At 40.4% G+C, this 17,410-nt stretch carries 17 protein-coding genes, 1 tRNA gene and 1 other RNA gene; 9 read left to right on the forward strand and 10 right to left on the reverse strand.

The genetic code is table 11. From position 1 onward, the window contains the following. Window positions 1-14 precede the first annotated feature (14 nt). The 3 genes from greA to FTT99_RS02320 all read left to right on the forward strand — a co-directional run bounded on the left by greA (window position 15) and on the right by FTT99_RS02320 (window position 2,255). Window positions 15-491 (forward strand): transcription elongation factor GreA, encoded by a 477-nt coding sequence (gene greA / locus FTT99_RS02310; RefSeq protein ID WP_078192164.1) that lies wholly within the window; start codon window positions 15-17, stop codon window positions 489-491. Window positions 492-681: 190 nt separating this feature from the next. Then, window positions 682-1,554 carry a class I SAM-dependent methyltransferase gene (locus FTT99_RS02315; protein ID WP_180129235.1) on the forward strand — a complete coding sequence of 291 codons (873 nt, stop codon included), beginning with the start codon at window positions 682-684 and terminating at the stop codon, window positions 1,552-1,554. A 74-nt stretch (window positions 1,555-1,628) separates the two neighbouring features. After that, window positions 1,629-2,255 carry a CatB-related O-acetyltransferase gene (locus tag FTT99_RS02320; protein WP_180129233.1) on the forward strand — a complete coding sequence of 209 codons (627 nt, stop codon included), beginning with the start codon at window positions 1,629-1,631 and terminating at the stop codon, window positions 2,253-2,255. On the opposite strand, the gene FTT99_RS02325 is transcribed toward FTT99_RS02320, so the two are convergent. Beyond that, window positions 2,252-3,682: a P-loop NTPase fold protein gene (locus FTT99_RS02325; protein WP_180129232.1), complete on the reverse strand. Its 1,431-nt coding sequence runs from the start codon at window positions 3,680-3,682 to the stop codon at window positions 2,252-2,254. The two genes, FTT99_RS02320 and FTT99_RS02325, sit on opposite strands and share 4 nt — an antisense overlap. 159 nt (window positions 3,683-3,841) lie before the next feature. Here FTT99_RS02325 and FTT99_RS02330 point away from each other — a divergent pair, with 159 nt between their 5' ends. Continuing rightward, on the forward strand, window positions 3,842-4,423 hold the full coding sequence (locus FTT99_RS02330) for a hypothetical protein (RefSeq protein ID WP_257230536.1): 582 nt from the start codon (window positions 3,842-3,844) through the stop codon (window positions 4,421-4,423). Between the two features lie 67 nt (window positions 4,424-4,490). Here FTT99_RS02330 and FTT99_RS02335 read toward each other — a convergent pair. From FTT99_RS02335 to coaD, 4 genes are all read right to left on the reverse strand, one after another. Beyond that, window positions 4,491-4,567: transfer RNA gene (locus tag FTT99_RS02335), tRNA-Met, on the reverse strand. 73 nt (window positions 4,568-4,640) lie between these two features. Then, window positions 4,641-5,020: RNase P RNA component class A (gene rnpB / locus FTT99_RS02340), an RNA gene on the reverse strand. A gap of 26 nt (window positions 5,021-5,046) precedes the next feature. Beyond that, entirely contained in the window at window positions 5,047-5,310 is a 264-nt protein-coding gene (locus tag FTT99_RS02345) for a YfhL family 4Fe-4S dicluster ferredoxin (protein WP_078191349.1), read from the reverse strand. 1 nt (window position 5,311) lies between these two features. Beyond that, window positions 5,312-5,803, reverse strand: coding sequence for a pantetheine-phosphate adenylyltransferase (gene coaD / locus FTT99_RS02350; protein WP_078191350.1), 492 nt, complete (start codon window positions 5,801-5,803; stop codon window positions 5,312-5,314). A gap of 137 nt (window positions 5,804-5,940) precedes the next feature. On the opposite strand from coaD, the gene smpB reads away from it, so the two are divergent. Further along, window positions 5,941-6,414: an SsrA-binding protein SmpB gene (gene smpB, locus FTT99_RS02355; protein ID WP_078191351.1), complete on the forward strand. Its 474-nt coding sequence runs from the start codon at window positions 5,941-5,943 to the stop codon at window positions 6,412-6,414. A gap of 53 nt (window positions 6,415-6,467) precedes the next feature. On the opposite strand, the gene FTT99_RS02360 is transcribed toward smpB, so the two are convergent. The 4 genes from FTT99_RS02360 to rluD form a co-directional block, all read right to left on the reverse strand. Next, window positions 6,468-7,817, reverse strand: a complete 1,350-nt coding sequence (locus FTT99_RS02360; protein ID WP_373684532.1) for a hypothetical protein — start codon at window positions 7,815-7,817, stop codon at window positions 6,468-6,470. 229 nt (window positions 7,818-8,046) lie between these two features. Then, window positions 8,047-8,598, reverse strand: a complete 552-nt coding sequence (locus FTT99_RS02365; RefSeq protein WP_078192171.1) for a flavodoxin family protein — start codon at window positions 8,596-8,598, stop codon at window positions 8,047-8,049. Between the two features lie 40 nt (window positions 8,599-8,638). Then, window positions 8,639-9,379: a peptidoglycan editing factor PgeF gene (pgeF, locus tag FTT99_RS02370; RefSeq protein ID WP_180129229.1), complete on the reverse strand. Its 741-nt coding sequence runs from the start codon at window positions 9,377-9,379 to the stop codon at window positions 8,639-8,641. 44 nt (window positions 9,380-9,423) lie between these two features. Then, complete coding sequence (gene rluD / locus FTT99_RS02375; protein ID WP_180129227.1) at window positions 9,424-10,476, reverse strand: 23S rRNA pseudouridine(1911/1915/1917) synthase RluD; 1,053 nt, start codon at window positions 10,474-10,476, stop codon at window positions 9,424-9,426. Window positions 10,477-10,547: 71 nt separating this feature from the next. On the opposite strand from rluD, the gene FTT99_RS02380 reads away from it, so the two are divergent. Together FTT99_RS02380 and FTT99_RS02385 are read left to right on the forward strand one after the other, a co-directional pair. Further along, complete coding sequence (locus FTT99_RS02380; RefSeq protein ID WP_180129226.1) at window positions 10,548-11,531, forward strand: outer membrane protein assembly factor BamD; 984 nt, start codon at window positions 10,548-10,550, stop codon at window positions 11,529-11,531. Window positions 11,532-11,752: 221 nt separating this feature from the next. Further along, the gene (locus FTT99_RS02385; RefSeq protein WP_180129224.1) at window positions 11,753-13,681 is read left to right on the forward strand and encodes a DNA primase; all 1,929 of its coding nucleotides are present in this window, start codon (window positions 11,753-11,755) and stop codon (window positions 13,679-13,681) included. Between the two features lie 54 nt (window positions 13,682-13,735). Here the strand turns inward: FTT99_RS02385 and hemA are convergent, their stop codons facing one another. Further along, the gene (gene hemA, locus FTT99_RS02390) at window positions 13,736-15,019 is read right to left on the reverse strand and encodes a glutamyl-tRNA reductase (protein ID WP_180039557.1); all 1,284 of its coding nucleotides are present in this window, start codon (window positions 15,017-15,019) and stop codon (window positions 13,736-13,738) included. A 78-nt stretch (window positions 15,020-15,097) separates the two neighbouring features. Here hemA and FTT99_RS02395 point away from each other — a divergent pair, with 78 nt between their 5' ends. Further along, complete coding sequence (locus FTT99_RS02395) at window positions 15,098-16,810, forward strand: hypothetical protein (RefSeq protein WP_180129222.1); 1,713 nt, start codon at window positions 15,098-15,100, stop codon at window positions 16,808-16,810. Window positions 16,811-16,819: 9 nt separating this feature from the next. Then, window positions 16,820-17,398, forward strand: coding sequence for a lipoprotein insertase outer membrane protein LolB (lolB, locus tag FTT99_RS02400; RefSeq protein ID WP_180129221.1), 579 nt, complete (start codon window positions 16,820-16,822; stop codon window positions 17,396-17,398). Window positions 17,399-17,410 lie beyond the last annotated feature (12 nt).

The following is a 17,410-nucleotide window of genomic DNA, read 5'->3' on the forward strand; positions in this document are numbered from 1 at the left end:
CATGAGGGACAACAATGCAACGTTATCCTATGACTCCCGAAGGCAAAATTGCCCTAGAGAAAGAATTACAGCAACTTAAAAGTGTTGATCGTCCACGTATTACTGCAGCAATTGCTGAAGCGCGTGAACATGGGGATTTGAAAGAAAACGCTGAATACCACGCTGCTCGCGAGCAACAAGGTTTCTGTGAAGGCCGTATCCAAGATATCGAAGGTAAACTGGGTGCTTGCCAAGTGATTGATGTTAAATCACTTGAGCAAAATGGCCGTGTGGTTTTCGGTGTGACAGTGACCATTGAAAACTTAGATACTGAAGAACAAAAGACTTATAAAATCGTTGGTGATGACGAAGCAGATTTTAAAATCAACAAAATCTCTGTGAACTCTCCAATTGCGCGTGGTCTTTTGGGTAAAAACGAAGGCGACGATGTAAAAATCAACACCCCACAAGGTGAAGTTGAGTATGAAATTTCTAAAGTTGAATATCTTTAATCATTAAGATGAGCAATTTTAAGCCCCTCTTTTGAGGGGTTTTTTATTATTGTATGTTTTCCTTAGCCCAATGTATGCTATCGAGTGACCAAAATGTACGTTCAGCAACAATAGTCGACTGAATACGTCATTGTTCAAATGGCTTATTTCATTAAAGTGTTATCTAAAACAAAAAGAGTCATAACACACGATGAAATTTGGACATGCAAGCCGAACGGCACAAGCTGCCGCTGCCATTCGCGCAAATCATTATTTATATGCGAACCAACCTGTTTTTTCCGACCCTTATGCCTTTCATTTCACCAGTCCAATTTGGCGTCGACTGCTTTCAAGTCGTGCATGTATAAAAGCGTTAAATAGTAAAATTCCTAACCAAACATTTGGATTACTCACCGCACAGGTGGTGGCACGTTCACGCTATGCCGAAGATCAATTAGAAAAGGCAGTACAACAAGGAATTAAACAATATGTGCTGATTGGTGCAGGTTTAGATTCTTTTGTCCTCCGATTAGCGCAGAAATACTCAGATATTAAAATTTTTGAGGTTGATCACCCTGATACTCAAGCATTAAAAATACGAAGTTTACAGAAACTCGGACATATTCCAGACCATGTTGATTTTGTTTCGATTGATTTTGAGAAAGAAAATTTAGCGCATGCCTTAAAACGGAGTTCCTATGATACAAAGCAACCAACTTTCTTTTCTTGGCTTGGAACGACGCATTATTTAAAACCAGAAACAACTTTTAGCACCTTGCAAACTATTGCCGAATTTGTAGCCTCAGGTAGCGAATTGGTTTTAGATTATTCCATTCCCTATCAAGATTTAACTGGTATAGAGCGTGTCGGATCATTTGCTGTTTCCAAATTTACCTATTTTTTAAGTGAACCCATTATTGGGACATTTCACAGTAATGAGTTACACCGTGCCGTGACAAAACTGGGTTATGTAGTCTTAGAAGATTTATCTGCACATGACATTACACAGCGTTATTTTGCGAATCGTAAAGATGGAATACGACATACTCAAGCCACGCATTTGCTGCATTTAAAACGTGCTTAAGCATTTATCTGTAGTCGACATTTATAGTGAGTCAGCTAAAATAGTCACGCGAATCATTATTGCTATTAAACCTTATGTCTGAAAAATTGATTAATTCACCTGTCAATCATTGGTGTGAGTTTGAGTTCATCTCTAAAACAGTGAAGAACCCAAATATTCACATCAAAGGTAATTATTCATATTATTCTGCATATTGGGATCAGGGTTTTGAGCGCTGTGTGGTGCGTTATCTACACGATAAACCTGCAACAGCTGAGAAGCCGATAGACCAGCTATATATCGGTAATTTTGTCTGTTTTGGCGCAGAATGCGTGATTATGATGGGTGGTAACCAACTCCACCGAACCGACTGGATTTCGGCATTTCCGTTTGATACACGGAGTTTTGTCCCTGCGGGTGACACCATCATTGGTGATGGCTGCTGGATCGGCTCACGCGCCATGATTATGCAAGGCGTTACACTCGGTGAAGGTGCTGTGGTGGCTACAGGCGCTGTGGTAACTAAAGATGTGCCACCTTATGCAGTTGTCGGCGGAGTACCTGCTAAAGTCATTAAATATCGCTTTCCTGAAGAAGATATCAAAAAACTACTTTCCCTCAAACTCTATGATTTAGATGAAAAGCAGTTTTTAAAGATGCGGGAACAGTTGCAGATGGATGATTTGCAAGGATTATTAAATCATTTTAGAAACAAAAGTTAGATGCCCCGCTTAATATAATTTTCCCAATCCGAAGCAAATTCACTAGAGTGCGTAAAATTAATAATAGAGAAGTTTTCCAAACCTTCTCTCAGGTAATGCTCTTTTGTAGTTTTATCTTGTGATTTCTCTGAATCATTATAAGCAGCAATCACTTTATTCAATAATGGGTTATCAACTTTAAGTTCTCTGATCAAAATCAACTTGTACCACTCACTGTTTGTTATTTCATCATAACGACCACTCCATGTAGAAAGACCATGCTTACGTGCAAATACATAGACATCTCCTCTTAAATCATTGATTAATTTATCAGTGATTTTCTCTAAGAAGGTTTTAAAATTACATTCTTTGATAGAGCCTATCAAAAACATTATTAAAATTAGATTTTTCGAATTACTTTCAGTTCGAAGTAACGCATATTGATTAATACGTTTTACTAATTCTCGGCTATTTAATTTGAGATGCAATTGTAAATACAGTAAACAATAATAAAGTTCTGTTAGCTCATCTACTGACTTAAGTTCTCCAATTTTAAATAGCTGTTCTTTTATAATAAGCTCAAAGTTTTCAGTATCTTTTGCATGTTTTAATTCGATCGTAAAATCAATAAACTTTGTTAAATATTCTTCACCAAGACTTTCATCATAACCATAGTTATGGCATATCACTTTCGAAAATTGAGTTTTATCCATGACCAATATAAAAACAATTTTAGGAATATCAAAAAAATGTTTAATCCGCTCAATCAAACGTATAGCAAAATCAGGGCGGCAACGGTCTAATTCATCAATAATAAAAACTAAAGGCTTATCTAATTTTTCTGCTAATTCAGCAAGTTCTTTCTTAAAGTCATGAATTGTTTGTTTCTCAACTTGATGATTCTCTATTTTCTTTTCGATTTTCTCCTTAACTTTTGCAGCTATTTCCTCACTTGCTGTGTCATACAACTCTTTGCCTTCTTCATATACCTCTTTAAATGCTTCTCCAGCTCCACCCAAGCCAATCCAATGCATCCCCGCTTTAGCCGCAATTATTGGTATGACAGCCGCCAGCGATATTAATACTGAAGCAGTCTTAGCATTAAAATCTTTAATTTCATCATCATCAATTTCTTCTGATTCTTTAAAAGTTTGACTTATTTCAGCGGCAATCGTTAAAAATGGATCTTCCAAATAATCATTAGCAAATGCATCCAAATAGATCACGTTATGCTGAGTATCATCTAAATGTTTCGCCCAGTGACGAACAAACCACGTTTTTCCCTCACCCCATCGTGCATCCAAAGCAAGAACAGCTCCGCAATTTAAGCGATCGACGTAATTTGTAAGTTGCTCTCCTAAGCGACGGCGATCCCAAAGATCGCCTTCCCATGCAGTTTCAATATTCTCAAAATTATCTTTAGCCCAGTTTAATTGATTATCCATCATTTCTATTTATATTCATCAAGTTAACTATGTATTGAGTATAGCAGTAGCGCTATAAATTAACATTTAACCCATAAGCATCTCGTAACTTGTCATAGCCTTTACCTCAAATTCAGACTATAAAGAACTCATAAAATAAAAAGACCCCACTTTTCAGGATGAATGATGACGAGAACCACTCAATTCTCAGGCATATTTATACTTGCCCTGCTGGCAGCAGTCGTCGCAACTTTTTGCGATGCGATTCATGTCTATACCCAGACACTTAGTTATCCCAACCCATTATTTTTCTATCAAGCTTGGTGGGTATTCCCTGGCTTTTTTATTGCCTTTGCTTTCATGGCATTTAGCTATATTCAATTTACACAACTACTCAAACACTATGTGATGACTCAGCTCAGTTGCCATCACGACGGTACATCTCCATTAGTTGAGGCTTTAGTACTCTTTGCGATTGTCTACATACTCAGTGGTTTTGGTAACTTCCACCCTGAAGCATTGTGCTGGATTTTCTATATTAGCTTTTTTATTCGCTGGTTATTTAGCTATGAGCGTACATGGCTACTGATATTAGCCATTATGCTTGCCATTGGCGGCACGTTCTTTGAAGGACTATTGGCTGAGTTTGCTTTAGTTAAATATCGCCATGAAGATATTTACAATGTGCCATATTGGCTCGGTGGCTTATATATGCATGGCGCATTTGCCTTACGTGCAGGTATGCGTCGTTTTGTTTATCGTTAATTTTTTAAATTTGGAAAATTGAGACATAAAAAAAGACCACTCAATCGGAGTGGTCTTTTTTTGAATATGGTGGCTATGACGAGACTTGAACTTGTGACCCCCGCATTATGAGTGCGGTGCTCTAACCAACTGAGCTACATAGCCTTAAACTGTGCGCGCATTATGGAGGGATATTTAAATATCGTCAAGCCCATAATGCGCGTATTTGATCAAAATTTGTTGAAGTGAACCGATAAGCCGGGTTCTGTCGAGGACGATCATTCCTCTAGGCGTACAATCACTCATACGCTCAAGCGACCTACCCGGATCCAGCATGGGCCATGCCTAAAGGATCCCTATTTGGTCTTGCTTCCGGTGGGGTTTACCATGCCGTGAACTGTTACCAGACACGCGGTGCGCTCTTACCGCACCCTTTCACCCTTACCTCCGATTTCGATTGCTCGAAACCATAATGAAGGCGGTCTACTCTCTGCTGCACTTTCCGTCGGCTCACACCGCCCAGGCGTTACCTGGCACCTTGCCCTATGAAGCCCGGACTTTCCTCCCCTGCTTTAGTCACGGAGACCTATACACAGCAGCGATCGTCTGGTTCACTTCGGGACGCATTCTAACAAATCTGACAACTAATTGCTTGATGTTTTTTGAGCAGTTAGTTTTTCGTACTTTTGTTGAAGCTGTTCCTGAGTTTCAGGATGTGCCGGATCCAATGGAATACAGTCTACCGGACAGAACAACTGACACTGCGGTTTATCGTGATGCCCAACGCATTCCGTACACAAATCAGGGTTAATCTCATAAATGAGTTCCCCCATGAAAATCGCCTCATTGGGGCATACAGGTTCACAGACATCGCAGTTGATGCATTCATCAGTGATATATAAAGACACTCTACCAACCTTGCTGTTGTTTACGCTTAAAGGCTTCCACAACAGCTTGTGGTACAAACTGAGTGACATCACCATTTAAACGTGCAATTTCACGCACGAGCGTAGATGAAATAAACGAATATTGCTCTGATGGGGTTAAGAACACGGCTTCAAATTTACTGTCCAAACGGCGATTCATATTTGCCAATTGAAATTCATATTCAAAATCTGAAACTGCACGTAAACCACGTAACACGGCTGTTGCTTTTTGCTCGTTAAAGAAGTTGACCAACAGCCCATCAAAACCTACAAACTCAACATTTGACAAATGACTTAAAGACTCTTGCGCTAGTGCAACACGTTCTTCCAGACTAAACACAGGGTTTTTGTGATGTCCAATTGCAATTGCCACGACAACTTCGTCAAACATGCGTGATGCACGTGTCACTAAATCGATATGACCATTAGTAATTGGATCGAATGTGCCCGGATAAATTACACGAGTTTTAGACATCCAGTTGTACTCTGTTATTTTGTAGATGGGTATTTTAACAAAATCTTGATTTATAGGTGAAGTCAGCTTGTAAATTTAAAAACTTCATCTTATTCAAAGTTCGGGTACAATAGTGCTAAGTTTGGAAGTTTTTGATTATGACGAAAGCAGTAGTTAAAAAAAATAGTAGCAGTACGATTGCCCTAAATAAGCGTGCGCGTCACGATTATTTCATTGAAGAAAAATTTGAAGCGGGCCTTTCATTACAAGGCTGGGAAGTCAAATCAATGCGTGCGGGTCGAATGACTATCGTAGAGAGCTATATTACGTTTAAAAATGGTGAAGCATTTTTATTCGGCGCTCAAGTGCAACCTTTACTGAGTGCTTCGACACATGTAGTGCCTGAAGCAACACGTACTCGTAAATTATTGCTGAACCGCCGTGAAATTGAAAAACTACAAGGTGCAATTAACCAAAAAGGTTATTCATGTGTGCCTTTGGCATGTTACTGGAAAGGTCCTCATGCCAAACTTGAAATTGCCCTAGTAAAAGGTAAACAGCTTCACGACAAGCGTGCAACGGAAAAAGACCGTGATTGGCAGCGCGATAAAGCCCGTATTTTTCATAAATAAGTTCAATAAAAAAACCTCCATCTTGGAGGTTTTTTTATTTTTAAATTGCAGATTTAGCAGAATTTCAACCCACCAAAACAGTTAGTCCGAACTTCCTGATTCCCCAAGACCTGATTTTTTAAAGTTAAATTGGCCGCACCTGCATTACTGAGGTTAATTGAACCGACATTTTTATAAATTGGCAGACCAAATGCTGCACCAACAGCAGAACCTAAGGGAATATAAATTGGTTCATTGGTTAAAATTTGCGATACTTTTTGAGCAACTTGTGGCAAGACGCCTGAGATATCCACTTCAGATGTTGGATTCAATTTGCCAATATTGATCGGATCTTTAAATGACATCCACCAACCTGTACGTGCAATATCATCTGCATTGGCATCTGGCCAACTGATATCTTGAGATTGAAGTGATAAATAACCAGCTGTACCATTTAGTGGAATGTTATGAATCATATTTAAGGCTTGCTCAAAGGTAATGTTCATTTTCAAACCATCAATTGATGAGCCAGAATCCATAAAGAACTGCGCCCCTTCTACCCATAACAAATTACGGTCAAGTTTGACCTGTAAACTACCACTATCACGGTTGAGTTGAATCGATGGCACTGTCGCACTGATATTTTTGGCAACGGCTTGAGTTTGTCGTTTTCCGTTGATAGTAATTTCAGGGACAGTAAACGGCACATTCATTGAAGGAATTTTTAAACCCTTACTATTTTCGGGTTGGCTGACAAAGCTACGATCATTGTTCCAAATCGTATTAATCACCAAGTTACCCGATAAAGTCTCACTGCTGCTATCCCCAAAGATCGCGGCTTGGGTCTTTGCTGTCCCTGTAGTCGGTGCAATTTTCATATAACCGCTCAGTGACTTAATTCCATCTGTCGGCGCACCCGTGTTTTGAATACCAGTGGTCAATAAACCTGTAATTGATTCAGCACTGACACGGAAGCCTTTAACTTCGCGTAAAGCGGCTTGTTTTGGGTTTTTAATTGCAAATTCAATAAACGGATTTTTCAGTTCGGCACTTGTTGACGCTCGATCACCATTAAAGACGGGATTACCGTTGGCATCGGTCGACGTTGCATTACCACTCAACGCTAGATGACTAATATCAATATCACAGCCATTTGACCCATTTACCCCACCACAGCCGAGTTGCAAACTTTTGACATTGACGTTCAGATCCATGACGGCATCTAAACTGAGTTTGTAGAAACCAATATTTTCATCGACCATTTGTTGGTTGACCAAAATAGGATCGGTATAGGACATATTCATCAATGCAGCACCATTGATGGCAGACAATTCTTCATCGGCTAATCCCACCAATCCTTCTGCTGCAAAAACAACGTCAGAAACACATAAGGTCAATGCCATTGCGACTATTGTTTTTTTCACGATTATTTAATCCTTTTTAATATTCGTCACTCATCCCGAGTGAAATTTATGAGAAGATTAAATCAATAGCGTTGGCGTAAATGAATGGCAATTTGTGACACGCATCACAACTCAATTATACAAAATGCCAATTTTCACGAATTTTAGGCCAATAAAAACCCCAGTAACATTTCCATCACTAGGGTTTTCAAAGATTTATAAATGATAGTTCAAACGATTTATTTACAAATTAATTAACTTTATTTAACAACAGTCCCAGATATTCACCAAACCAAATAGCGGTTTCTAAATCACCCGCAGGTGGCGTGACTTCAACAGGCGCATTATCCGATTGTGTCATTAAACCTAAAAAACTCGACATCCGATTTAAATCTGTTGTGCTTCGTCCAGTTGGCATCAATGGAAGACCGCTCCACAACATGCCGTGCTGCATGGCGAATAAATTGATTTGCTGCAATACTGCCAATTTATCTCCACTTAAGCCGCCACCATTGGTAAAACCAGCGGCTAACTTGCCTTGCCATGTCCGTGCTAACCAGCGTTTAGATGATTGCTCCATGAATAATTTCATTGCCGCACTCATACTGCCCATATAGGTTGGGCATCCAAAAACGATGGCATCTGCACTGTCCAATTCATCCCAATCCACATGCTCTACATTCATGAGATGGACTTTTACACCGGCTTTTTCTGCACCTTGTACAATGAAATTCGCCACTTTGGCAGTGTGCCCATAGGGACTGTGGTAAACAACAGCAAGAGATTTAGCAGTCAAAGACATAACATTTAAAAGTCGATAGATTCAGTCAAGTTTAGCATTTTCAAAGCATAAAGACGAATGTTGCCATACGTCCTGTTTTCGCTTCGCGGCGATAAGAAAAATATTCTTCAGCTTGCAAAAAGGTACATTGGTCGCCACCTGTTACGGCTTTAACCCCATGTAATGCAAGAATATAACGCGCTATCGCATAAAGATCAGCATAATATTTGCCTTCCCTTACACCAGCTTTAAATGCACTTTCAAGTTCTGGGTATTTGGAACAAAAGGCAGCTTTGACTTCTGCACCAATTTCAAAACTCTCTTGGCAAATAGCTGCCCCCAACCAAGCCCATGTTGGCTGAGTGTGCATGGCTGCAATGGTGTTCTCCACAATACCGTTGGCCAAGCCCTTCCAACCTGCATGCAGATTGGCAACTTCTGTCCCGTCAGCATTACCCAAAACCACGGGTAAGCAGTCTGCGGTCATCATCATCAGGGCATGATGTTTAGACTGCGTGACCATACCATCGCCTTCGGGTGCAACAAAGTTGATCTGTTCATCAATGCGATGGCATAGCGTACTGTGGGTTTGGTTCATCCAGCTGATTTTATTCACGCCATATTCAGCAAAGTCTTTGAGCAATTGCATCCGGTGCTTTTGCACACGCGCTGCATCATCTCCCACATGCAATGCCAGATTAAATCCTGTCAGTTCAGGTTGTTCAGCAGGTTGCGTCTGATCATGATGAACTCGAGTTTGTCCCACAAAAACACCCTGTGGAAGTCCCTGAACAAATTGCATGTTGCCGTCCTTTTCTATCTATGGCGTGTAAATCAGTTTAAAACTTAATAAGCTTTGTTTTCGCTACGTAATACTTCAACCAATTGATTAAAGTCTTCAGGCCATGGTGCTTCAAACATCATGTCTTCACCTGTACGTGGATGAACGAGACCCAATTTAACCGCGTGTAAAGCCTGACGTTTAAAGCCACGTAAAGTGTCATCTAATAACATCGACGCGCCTGCAGGCATACGTACACGTGGTACATACACTTGATCGCCCACAAGACCATGACCGATATAAGTAAAATGCACACGAATTTGATGAGTACGACCCGTTTCTAAACGTGCTTGAACACGGGTAAAGTTTTGGAAACGTTCTTTCACATTATAGTGAGTTACCGCATCTTTACCGCCCGGCAAGACAGCCATTTTGATGCGATCGACAGGATGACGTTTAATTGGTTCATCGACTGTACCGCCAGCAATAATGTTGCCATATACGATCAAATCGTAAATACGGTAAACCGATTTCTTCGCCAATTGCTTACTTAAAGAAAATTGGGATTCGAGGTTTTTCGCCACCACCAACAGACCTGAGGTATCTTTATCGATACGATGCACCAAACCTGCACGGGTCAACTCTGAAGATTTTGGGTAGTGATGCAAAATTGCATTCACCAATGTGCCTGTACTGTTTCCAGCGCCTGGATGAACAACCATACCGACAGGTTTATTAATCACCATAATATCGTCATCTTCATAGACAATATTAAGTGGAATATCTTCAGGTAAGCTACGGGTTTGTGCTTCTAACTCGACGTCTAAAGTCAGTAACTCTGTGCCTTCGCATTTGTACTTTGGTTTCACAATGTTACCATTGACCAACAAATGGCCCTCTTTGAGCCACTGTTTTAGCTTTTCGCGAGAAAAATCAGTCCAAACCAGTGCTGAAACCTGATCAATACGTTGTCCTAAATAGCTTTCATCCAATTGAAATTGCAACGATAAACGTGTTGCAGTTGAGTCTGAAGTATGGTTATCTGCATCCTCAGAATCTTCAAGTAAATTGAAATCAGTTTCAGGGAAATTAGAATTGGAAGATTGTGCTTGACTCATTTGCTCATTCAGACAAAAGTGGTTTAATAGTTCAATTGTAGCTCATTGCCCGTATTAACAGAGGAATTTTTATGTCGCTACCAAAATATAAAATGACAATGCTTGCTCTAACAATAGGCATTGCATCGGCAATGGTAGGCTGTAGCAGTAATCCAAAGAAAGAAGTGGTCGACACAGGTCCACAATCAAGCGAACAGATTTATATCGAAAAAGCACAAAAAGCGCTTGAACGTAACCAATATACAGATGCAGCAAAACACCTTGAAGCTCTAGAGACCTACTACCCTACAGGTAACTATGCGCAGCAAGCACAACTTGAACTATTGTATGTAAAGTTTCAGCAAAAAGACTATGAAGGTGCGATTGCACTTGCAGACCGTTTTATTCGTATGAACCCACAGCATCCGCAAGTTGATTATGCGTACTACGTGCGTGGTGTTTCAAACATGGAGCAAAACTACAATGGTTTGCTTCGCTATACTTCTTTAAAGCAATCGCATCGTGATGTGAGCTATCTCAAAGTGGCTTATCAAAACTTTGTCGACTTTATCCGTCGCTATCCATCGAGCGAATATGCAGTCGATGCCGCACAACGTATGAAGTTCATCAGTCAAGAATTGGCTGAAAGCGAAATGAATGCGGCACGTTTTAATGTGAAGCGTAAAGCATGGTTAGCTGCTGTTGAACGTTCACTTTGGGTGATCGAACATTATCCTCAAGCACCACAAGTTCCAGAAGCTCTAGCGACGGTTGCCTATGGTTATGACAAACTTGGTGATAAAACCACGTCTCAGCAATACATCGAAGTGCTTAAGCTAAACTATCCAAAACTTGTGAAGTCAGACGGTACGGTCAATATGCGTGCTGCACGTAGTGAAGGCAGCTTCCTTAACCGTGCAACCTTAGGTATTTTCGGTAAAGAAGCACAAACGATCTCTGAGCAAACCTCTACAGACGCGGTTGAAACTGATGAAGAAAAACGCAGTTTAACCAATCGTTTAAGCTTTGGCTTATTGGATCGTCCTCATAGCGAAAAAACTGAGTCGTCAGAATAAGCTGAATAATATAGTCGCAACGAAGGTCGATTTTTCACAAAGGGCAAGTTAGAATACTTGCCCTTTTATCTTTTCAGGATCTACAGATTCGGTTAGATTAAAAGGTATACAATAGTTCGATGGACGATGCTGTACTGCATCTCCACCTGAACTTACAGCATTGCTGATTTCAACATATTTCACGAACTACCCAAATTCAATAGATAGACAGATAAAACAGCATGGCCATTCCTCAACATACAATTGATCAAATTTTAGATCGCACCGATATTGTCGATGTGATTGGTCAATTTGTGAAATTGAAAAAGACTGGACGCACCTACTCAGGATGCTGCCCATTCCATCAGGAAAAATCGCCATCTTTCCATGTCTATCGTGATAAACAATATTTTCACTGCTTTGGTTGTCAGGCCAATGGTAATGCCATCCGTTTTTTAATGGATATTGGTAGCCGTAACTTCATCGAAGTAATGAAGGATTTATCAAGCCAAACGGGTATTGAACTACCGAAAGACAATAACGATTCCAATAAACTCAAATATAAACGCGAATCTAAACCCAAACCTGTACAAAAACCTCCAATCGAAGCAAAAGCTCTGCCGCCCAAAACAGGCGAAACCGACATAAATCCTGCTGCAGTAAATTTCGAACACGACCCATTTACTGAGTTTCAAAACAACGAAGACGCCTTTTATGGGAACGATCCATTTGCTCACTTTGACCAAGTTGCAAATGCTTTTGAAGATGTGCCGCAAGATGGAAACTTATATGACTTGCTGGAAAATGTCGCACAGTTTTATGAGCAACAACTGCCGCTCAGTCCAATTGGGCAAGCTTATTTTAAACAACGGGGTCTCAGTGCAGACACCATTGCCTATTGGCGTTTAGGCTATGCTCCCGAAGATTGGCAACATCTGGAAAAAGCCTTTCCACAAGATATCGAAGGACTCAAACTTCTCGGTTTGATTCGAACCAGTGACAGTGGTCGTGACTTTGACCTACTGCGCGAGCGGGTGATTTTCCCGATTCGAGATGCGAAAGGTCGTGTGGTCGGTTTTGGTGGTCGTGCCCTAAATGATGAAATCAAACCGAAATACATCAACTCCCCAGACTCTGAAGTTTTCCATAAAAACCAGTTACTTTATGGTTTGTATGAAGGCCGTAAACAAAAAGCCCAAGATTGGTTAATGGTCGAAGGTTATATGGATGTGATTGCCCTACAGCAATATGGCATTCATGGCGCTGTAGCGACTTTAGGGACTGCCAGTAATACTGAACATTTAAACATTTTATTTAAGCAAAATAGCCGTATTACCATTGCATTTGATGGAGATGCCGCAGGTCAAAAAGCAGCTCGACGTACGCTCGAAATTGCCCTCCCACTGCTGAATGATGGTCGTGAACTTAAATTCTTTGTTTTGCCGAATGACCACGACCCAGATTCATTGATCCGTCGTGAAGGTATTGAAAATTTTCGACGGTTACTGCACACCTCACCGCTTCTTTCTGAATTTGTTTTTGCACATTTAACGCAAAATCATGATGTCAGTTCACCTGAGGGTAAAAGTCAGGTGATGGGTGAACTCAGACAGCTCACTGAACTGTTGCCGAAAGGTGGTTCATATCGTTATTTGCTACAACAATATTTCCGTGAAAAATTAGGGTTTAGCCGAAAGTGGCAGCCTCAAGTCAATAATGATGCATCATTGAGCTTTAGTACAAAAATTGATGCTGAAGAATATGTGATTGCGATTTTGATCAATCATCCTTATCTTTACATTCATTTTGAGCCTTTACGCGCCTTAGTTTCACAAGATCTCTTGCTTTATCATGTGTTAAATATTTTCAATGTGATTTTTGATGAATTGCCTGATGATCCAGAGTTATCCACCTATTATGTACTCGGTGCTTGTGCAGCACATCATCATGAATTACAACATATTTTAGAGCATGCCAATATCAGCGATTATACGTCTTCACCTGAACAAGCAGATAAACTTGCGGCAGATTTATCGACAAAATTGCAATATCAATTCTTACAACTCAAGATCAAGTCGAATAAGTTTTCTAGCCTTGCAGAAATGCGTAATTTAAAACAACGTATTTATGATATTGATAAAAAAAGATCGCTCACGCTCCTTGAAGATTAAGTTTTAACTTCAAATTCAAGCTGTGAATGACCGTTATTCAATGAATAGCTTTATTTATTTCTTTGGTTTACGGCGATTTTCAGCCACATTAACTAAATCTTGTTCTATCATTTCAAAATAAGCGGGATCTTCCGCCATCGCAGCATTGCGCAGCACGATAGAGGTCGGATGCAATAGTTTTTGGGTTAAACGATGCGACATTTCTTGCATAATCTTCGCAGCATCTTCGCCCTTTTGTAGACGATTCAGGGCTAAAGCCAGTTCTTCTTGACGCAATGACTCCCCATGTTCACGGTATGCATGAATTGTCGAGCCAGCCAAATTCACTTTTTGCTGTGTGATTAAATCTGTCGCAAGCTGATTGACCATCACTTCGGCTTCAACTGCCGCCTGACGACGCTGAGCCAAATTTTCTTCAATGACAGTTTGCAGGTCATCTACACCATATAAATAAACGCCATCTAAACTTTCGACTTTGGCTTCAATATCTCGTGGTACAGCCAAATCAACCAACAGCATCTGTTTATAACGACGTTTTTTCAGTGCTGCTTTAACATCCGCAAAATAAATCACTTGATGCAAGCTTCCGGTACAACTTGAAATTACATCTGCTCGATGTAGATTGTCTGCCAAATCTGCAAAATCAATAATTTCAACTTCTACACGATGAGCAATCTCTTGGGATAAAGCTTCGGCACGGGCACGTGTACGGTTACAGATAATAATTCTACCCACACCCATTTCGGCCAAATGCTTTGCAACCAAGCTATTCATTTCACCAGCAGCAACAATCATGACCGTCAATTTTTCAGGCTGACTAAAAACCTGTAAAGCTAGCTGAGCAACGGCATAGCCCATCGACACCGCATGACTTCCTACCGCTGTTTCAGAACGCACTCGTTTTGCCGCATAAAAGGCATATTCAAAAATACGGTTTAAATTTGGGGAGACAGTTTCGGCATCTTTGGCTAAGGACAAAGCCGTTTTAACTTGACCTAAGATTTGAGGCTCACCAAGCATGAGCGAATCCAAGCCGCTAGCCACACGCATGAGGTGTGTCACCGCCTGTGCATTTTCATAACGATACACATGATTTGACAATTGCTTTACATCAATACCATTTGATTGGGCAAGCCAATTCAATACCATGTCTGCATTTTCAGACATCGCATAGACTTCAGTACGATTACATGTAGATACCACCACCATGTCATTGAGTTCAGGTGCATGGCTTTGCTGTTCAAGCAGCGCTGTTAACTTTTCAGGGTTAAATGCAATCTGTTCGCGCAGTTCTACAGAGGCGGTTTGATGGTTGACACCCAATGCAAAGAAAGACATATCAGATCATCATTTCGCTAAATTTATGCTATTGTGCATTATCGGCGTCATAAAAAGCATTACTTGGATCAAGAAAAATTGCGTCTAACAAATAGCCGACTGAACGGCCAGACAATAAAGCAGTATTCTACCACATTCTTACTTGTTGGTAGCATGGCTTCTACTGCCCCAATTCGGGCCGTGGGAGAAGTTTACCATGCAAATTCAGGATATGATGCAATTAAACAAAGTATGATTGCAGAATTTGCCTTAGCTTATAACGACATCCCAACCGCGCTTCATAATTACACCGTGCTTGCAATCAAAAGCAAATCCACCATGGTCAAACAGCGTGCTTTAAACGTTGCTATTGAGCAAAATGATTTACAAGCAGCCTTAGATATTGCTACACATTGGGTTGTGCAAGAACCTGAAGATGTACCAGCATTATTTTATTTATCACATATTGCTTTGAAAGCCCATGAATATGAGCTTGCCGCCGAAACACTTGATAAAATTTTAACCATTGACCCAAATGCAGATTTAGAACAAATTTTAGCGGGTATTTCCCCTGAATCAGAGGAAGATCGCGCTTATCTGATTCAAGCACTGACCGCTAGCAAGGAAAAAACCAACCCTTCTATTTTGGTCTTAGTCGCAGGTTTACAAGCTCAAAATGGTGCCTTTGCTGATGCCTTAGACACCATTAATTTAGCACTGAAAAAACGCCCGAAAGTGACTGGTTATATCTTAATGAAAGCCAATTTACTTATGTCGTTAGGTGATGAAGAAGAAACCTTAAAATGGTTCGAAAAATCAAGCCGTAAACACCGCAACAATATGGAAGTTCGCTTAGCAGAAGCAAAATATTTAATTAAAATCAATCAGTCAGAATTAGGTCTAAAAAAACTCGAAGATATACTAAAGAAATGGCCATCTGCTGAAGAACCGCTATTTATGGCAGGTTTGACCAGTATTGACTTAGAGCTTTATGAAAAAGCCGAAAAGTATTTGGTGGAGTTACGTTATTCGAGCAAATACCAAAATGAAGCGTATTACTATCTCGCAGTAAATGCTGAACGCAAACAGCATTATGAAACGGCAAAAGCCTATTATCGCCTTGTTGATGGCAGTCTTTATACAGTTTCACGGCGCAATATGATCAGCATTTTTAGCCAGCAAAATAAGCTGCATGATGCACTGCGCTTTTTAACCCAAGAGCGGGTTAATTATCCTCAACATGCCAGTTTCTTATATCTTGCTCAGGCAGATATTTTAAAACGCATGAACAATAAAAAAGCAGCAGTCCGTTTGCTTGATGAAGCGGTAAAAAACTTGCCCGAAGATCCTGAGCTCATTTATGCCGAAGTTCTACTGCTCGACGCCCATCAAGATAAAGATAGACTCGACCAATTACTAAAACAATTACTTGAAATTGAACCCAATAGCCCGACCTATTTAAATGCATATGCCTATACCTTGGCGGTACAAAATAGACGCTTAGATGAAGCCCGAAAATACGTCGAACATGCCTTAGAATATGCTCCTGAGCAGGCCTCAATTTTAGATACGTTCGGTTATATTTGTTATTTGCAAAATGATTTTAGTACATCTGCATCTGTTTTGGCCAAAGCGTATGAACTGAGTAATAGTTTAAAAATTGGCATTCGCTATGCACGATCAGTCTTCATGCAAGGTGATATGAATAAATTTGACGCGTTGTTACAACAACTCCAACAAAAACATCCGAATGATCCGCAATTAGAGCAACTACATTCGTTATTGTTACCCCAACCCATGAAAAAGAGTTAGAAAGACTTTATGCAAGTATCTTCAAAATTTGGGGTATCTGCCCTGACCTGCTGCGCTTTATTTTTTACCGGTTGTCAGCAATATGTTAAAACACCCGATCAACCCAGCCCTGAAGAAGTCGCTGCAAATCAATTCAACTTACAAGGTAAGATTGGTGTGCGCACGCCACAACAGTCAGGAAGTGCTTTTTTTACTTGGGTTCAAGACCGCAATGAATATGATATCGAACTGAGTGGCATATTAGGTGTTGGAAAAACTCAAATCAGCGGTAAACCCGGTCAAGTTCAACTTAATAGTGCAAAAACCGGTTTGATTGAAGCAGCAACACCAGAAGAATTACTCGAACGTGCTACGGGTTGGCAAGCTCCCATTACCCACCTCGTCGACTGGGTACAGGCGCGCCCTGCAACCACACAAGCAAAAATTCAACGCGATACTGCGCAGCGTCCACAACAGATTATTGAAGATGGTTGGACGGTTGACCTGAGTTATAATGAAACTGAAACGGTACCGAACAAGTTAATTTTAAAACAAGCACTTGAATCCGGTCAGGAAAACCGTATTACAATGGTGATTCAAAATCGTTAATTTGCCTAAAAG

The organism is Acinetobacter sp. YH12040 (assembly GCF_013420005.1).
In the GTDB taxonomy this organism is placed as follows: domain Bacteria; phylum Pseudomonadota; class Gammaproteobacteria; order Pseudomonadales; family Moraxellaceae; genus Acinetobacter; species Acinetobacter amyesii.

Coding starts and splice junctions, on each gene's coding strand:
- greA (WP_078192164.1), top strand. CDS start 15: ATGCAACGTTATCCTATGACTCCCGAAGGCAAAATTGCCCTAGAGAAA.
- FTT99_RS02365 (WP_078192171.1), bottom strand. CDS start 8,598: ATGTCTTTGACTGCTAAATCTCTTGCTGTTGTTTACCACAGTCCCTAT.
- hemA (WP_180039557.1), bottom strand. CDS start 15,019: ATGTCTTTCTTTGCATTGGGTGTCAACCATCAAACCGCCTCTGTAGAA.
- pgeF (WP_180129229.1), bottom strand. CDS start 9,379: ATGCAATTTGTTCAGGGACTTCCACAGGGTGTTTTTGTGGGACAAACT.
- smpB (WP_078191351.1), top strand. CDS start 5,941: ATGACGAAAGCAGTAGTTAAAAAAAATAGTAGCAGTACGATTGCCCTA.
- FTT99_RS02320 (WP_180129233.1), top strand. CDS start 1,629: ATGTCTGAAAAATTGATTAATTCACCTGTCAATCATTGGTGTGAGTTT.
- FTT99_RS02330 (WP_257230536.1), top strand. CDS start 3,842: ATGATGACGAGAACCACTCAATTCTCAGGCATATTTATACTTGCCCTG.
- lolB (WP_180129221.1), top strand. CDS start 16,820: ATGCAAGTATCTTCAAAATTTGGGGTATCTGCCCTGACCTGCTGCGCT.
- FTT99_RS02385 (WP_180129224.1), top strand. CDS start 11,753: ATGGCCATTCCTCAACATACAATTGATCAAATTTTAGATCGCACCGAT.
- FTT99_RS02380 (WP_180129226.1), top strand. CDS start 10,548: ATGTCGCTACCAAAATATAAAATGACAATGCTTGCTCTAACAATAGGC.
- rluD (WP_180129227.1), bottom strand. CDS start 10,476: ATGAGTCAAGCACAATCTTCCAATTCTAATTTCCCTGAAACTGATTTC.
- coaD (WP_078191350.1), bottom strand. CDS start 5,803: ATGTCTAAAACTCGTGTAATTTATCCGGGCACATTCGATCCAATTACT.
- FTT99_RS02325 (WP_180129232.1), bottom strand. CDS start 3,682: ATGATGGATAATCAATTAAACTGGGCTAAAGATAATTTTGAGAATATT.
- FTT99_RS02315 (WP_180129235.1), top strand. CDS start 682: ATGAAATTTGGACATGCAAGCCGAACGGCACAAGCTGCCGCTGCCATT.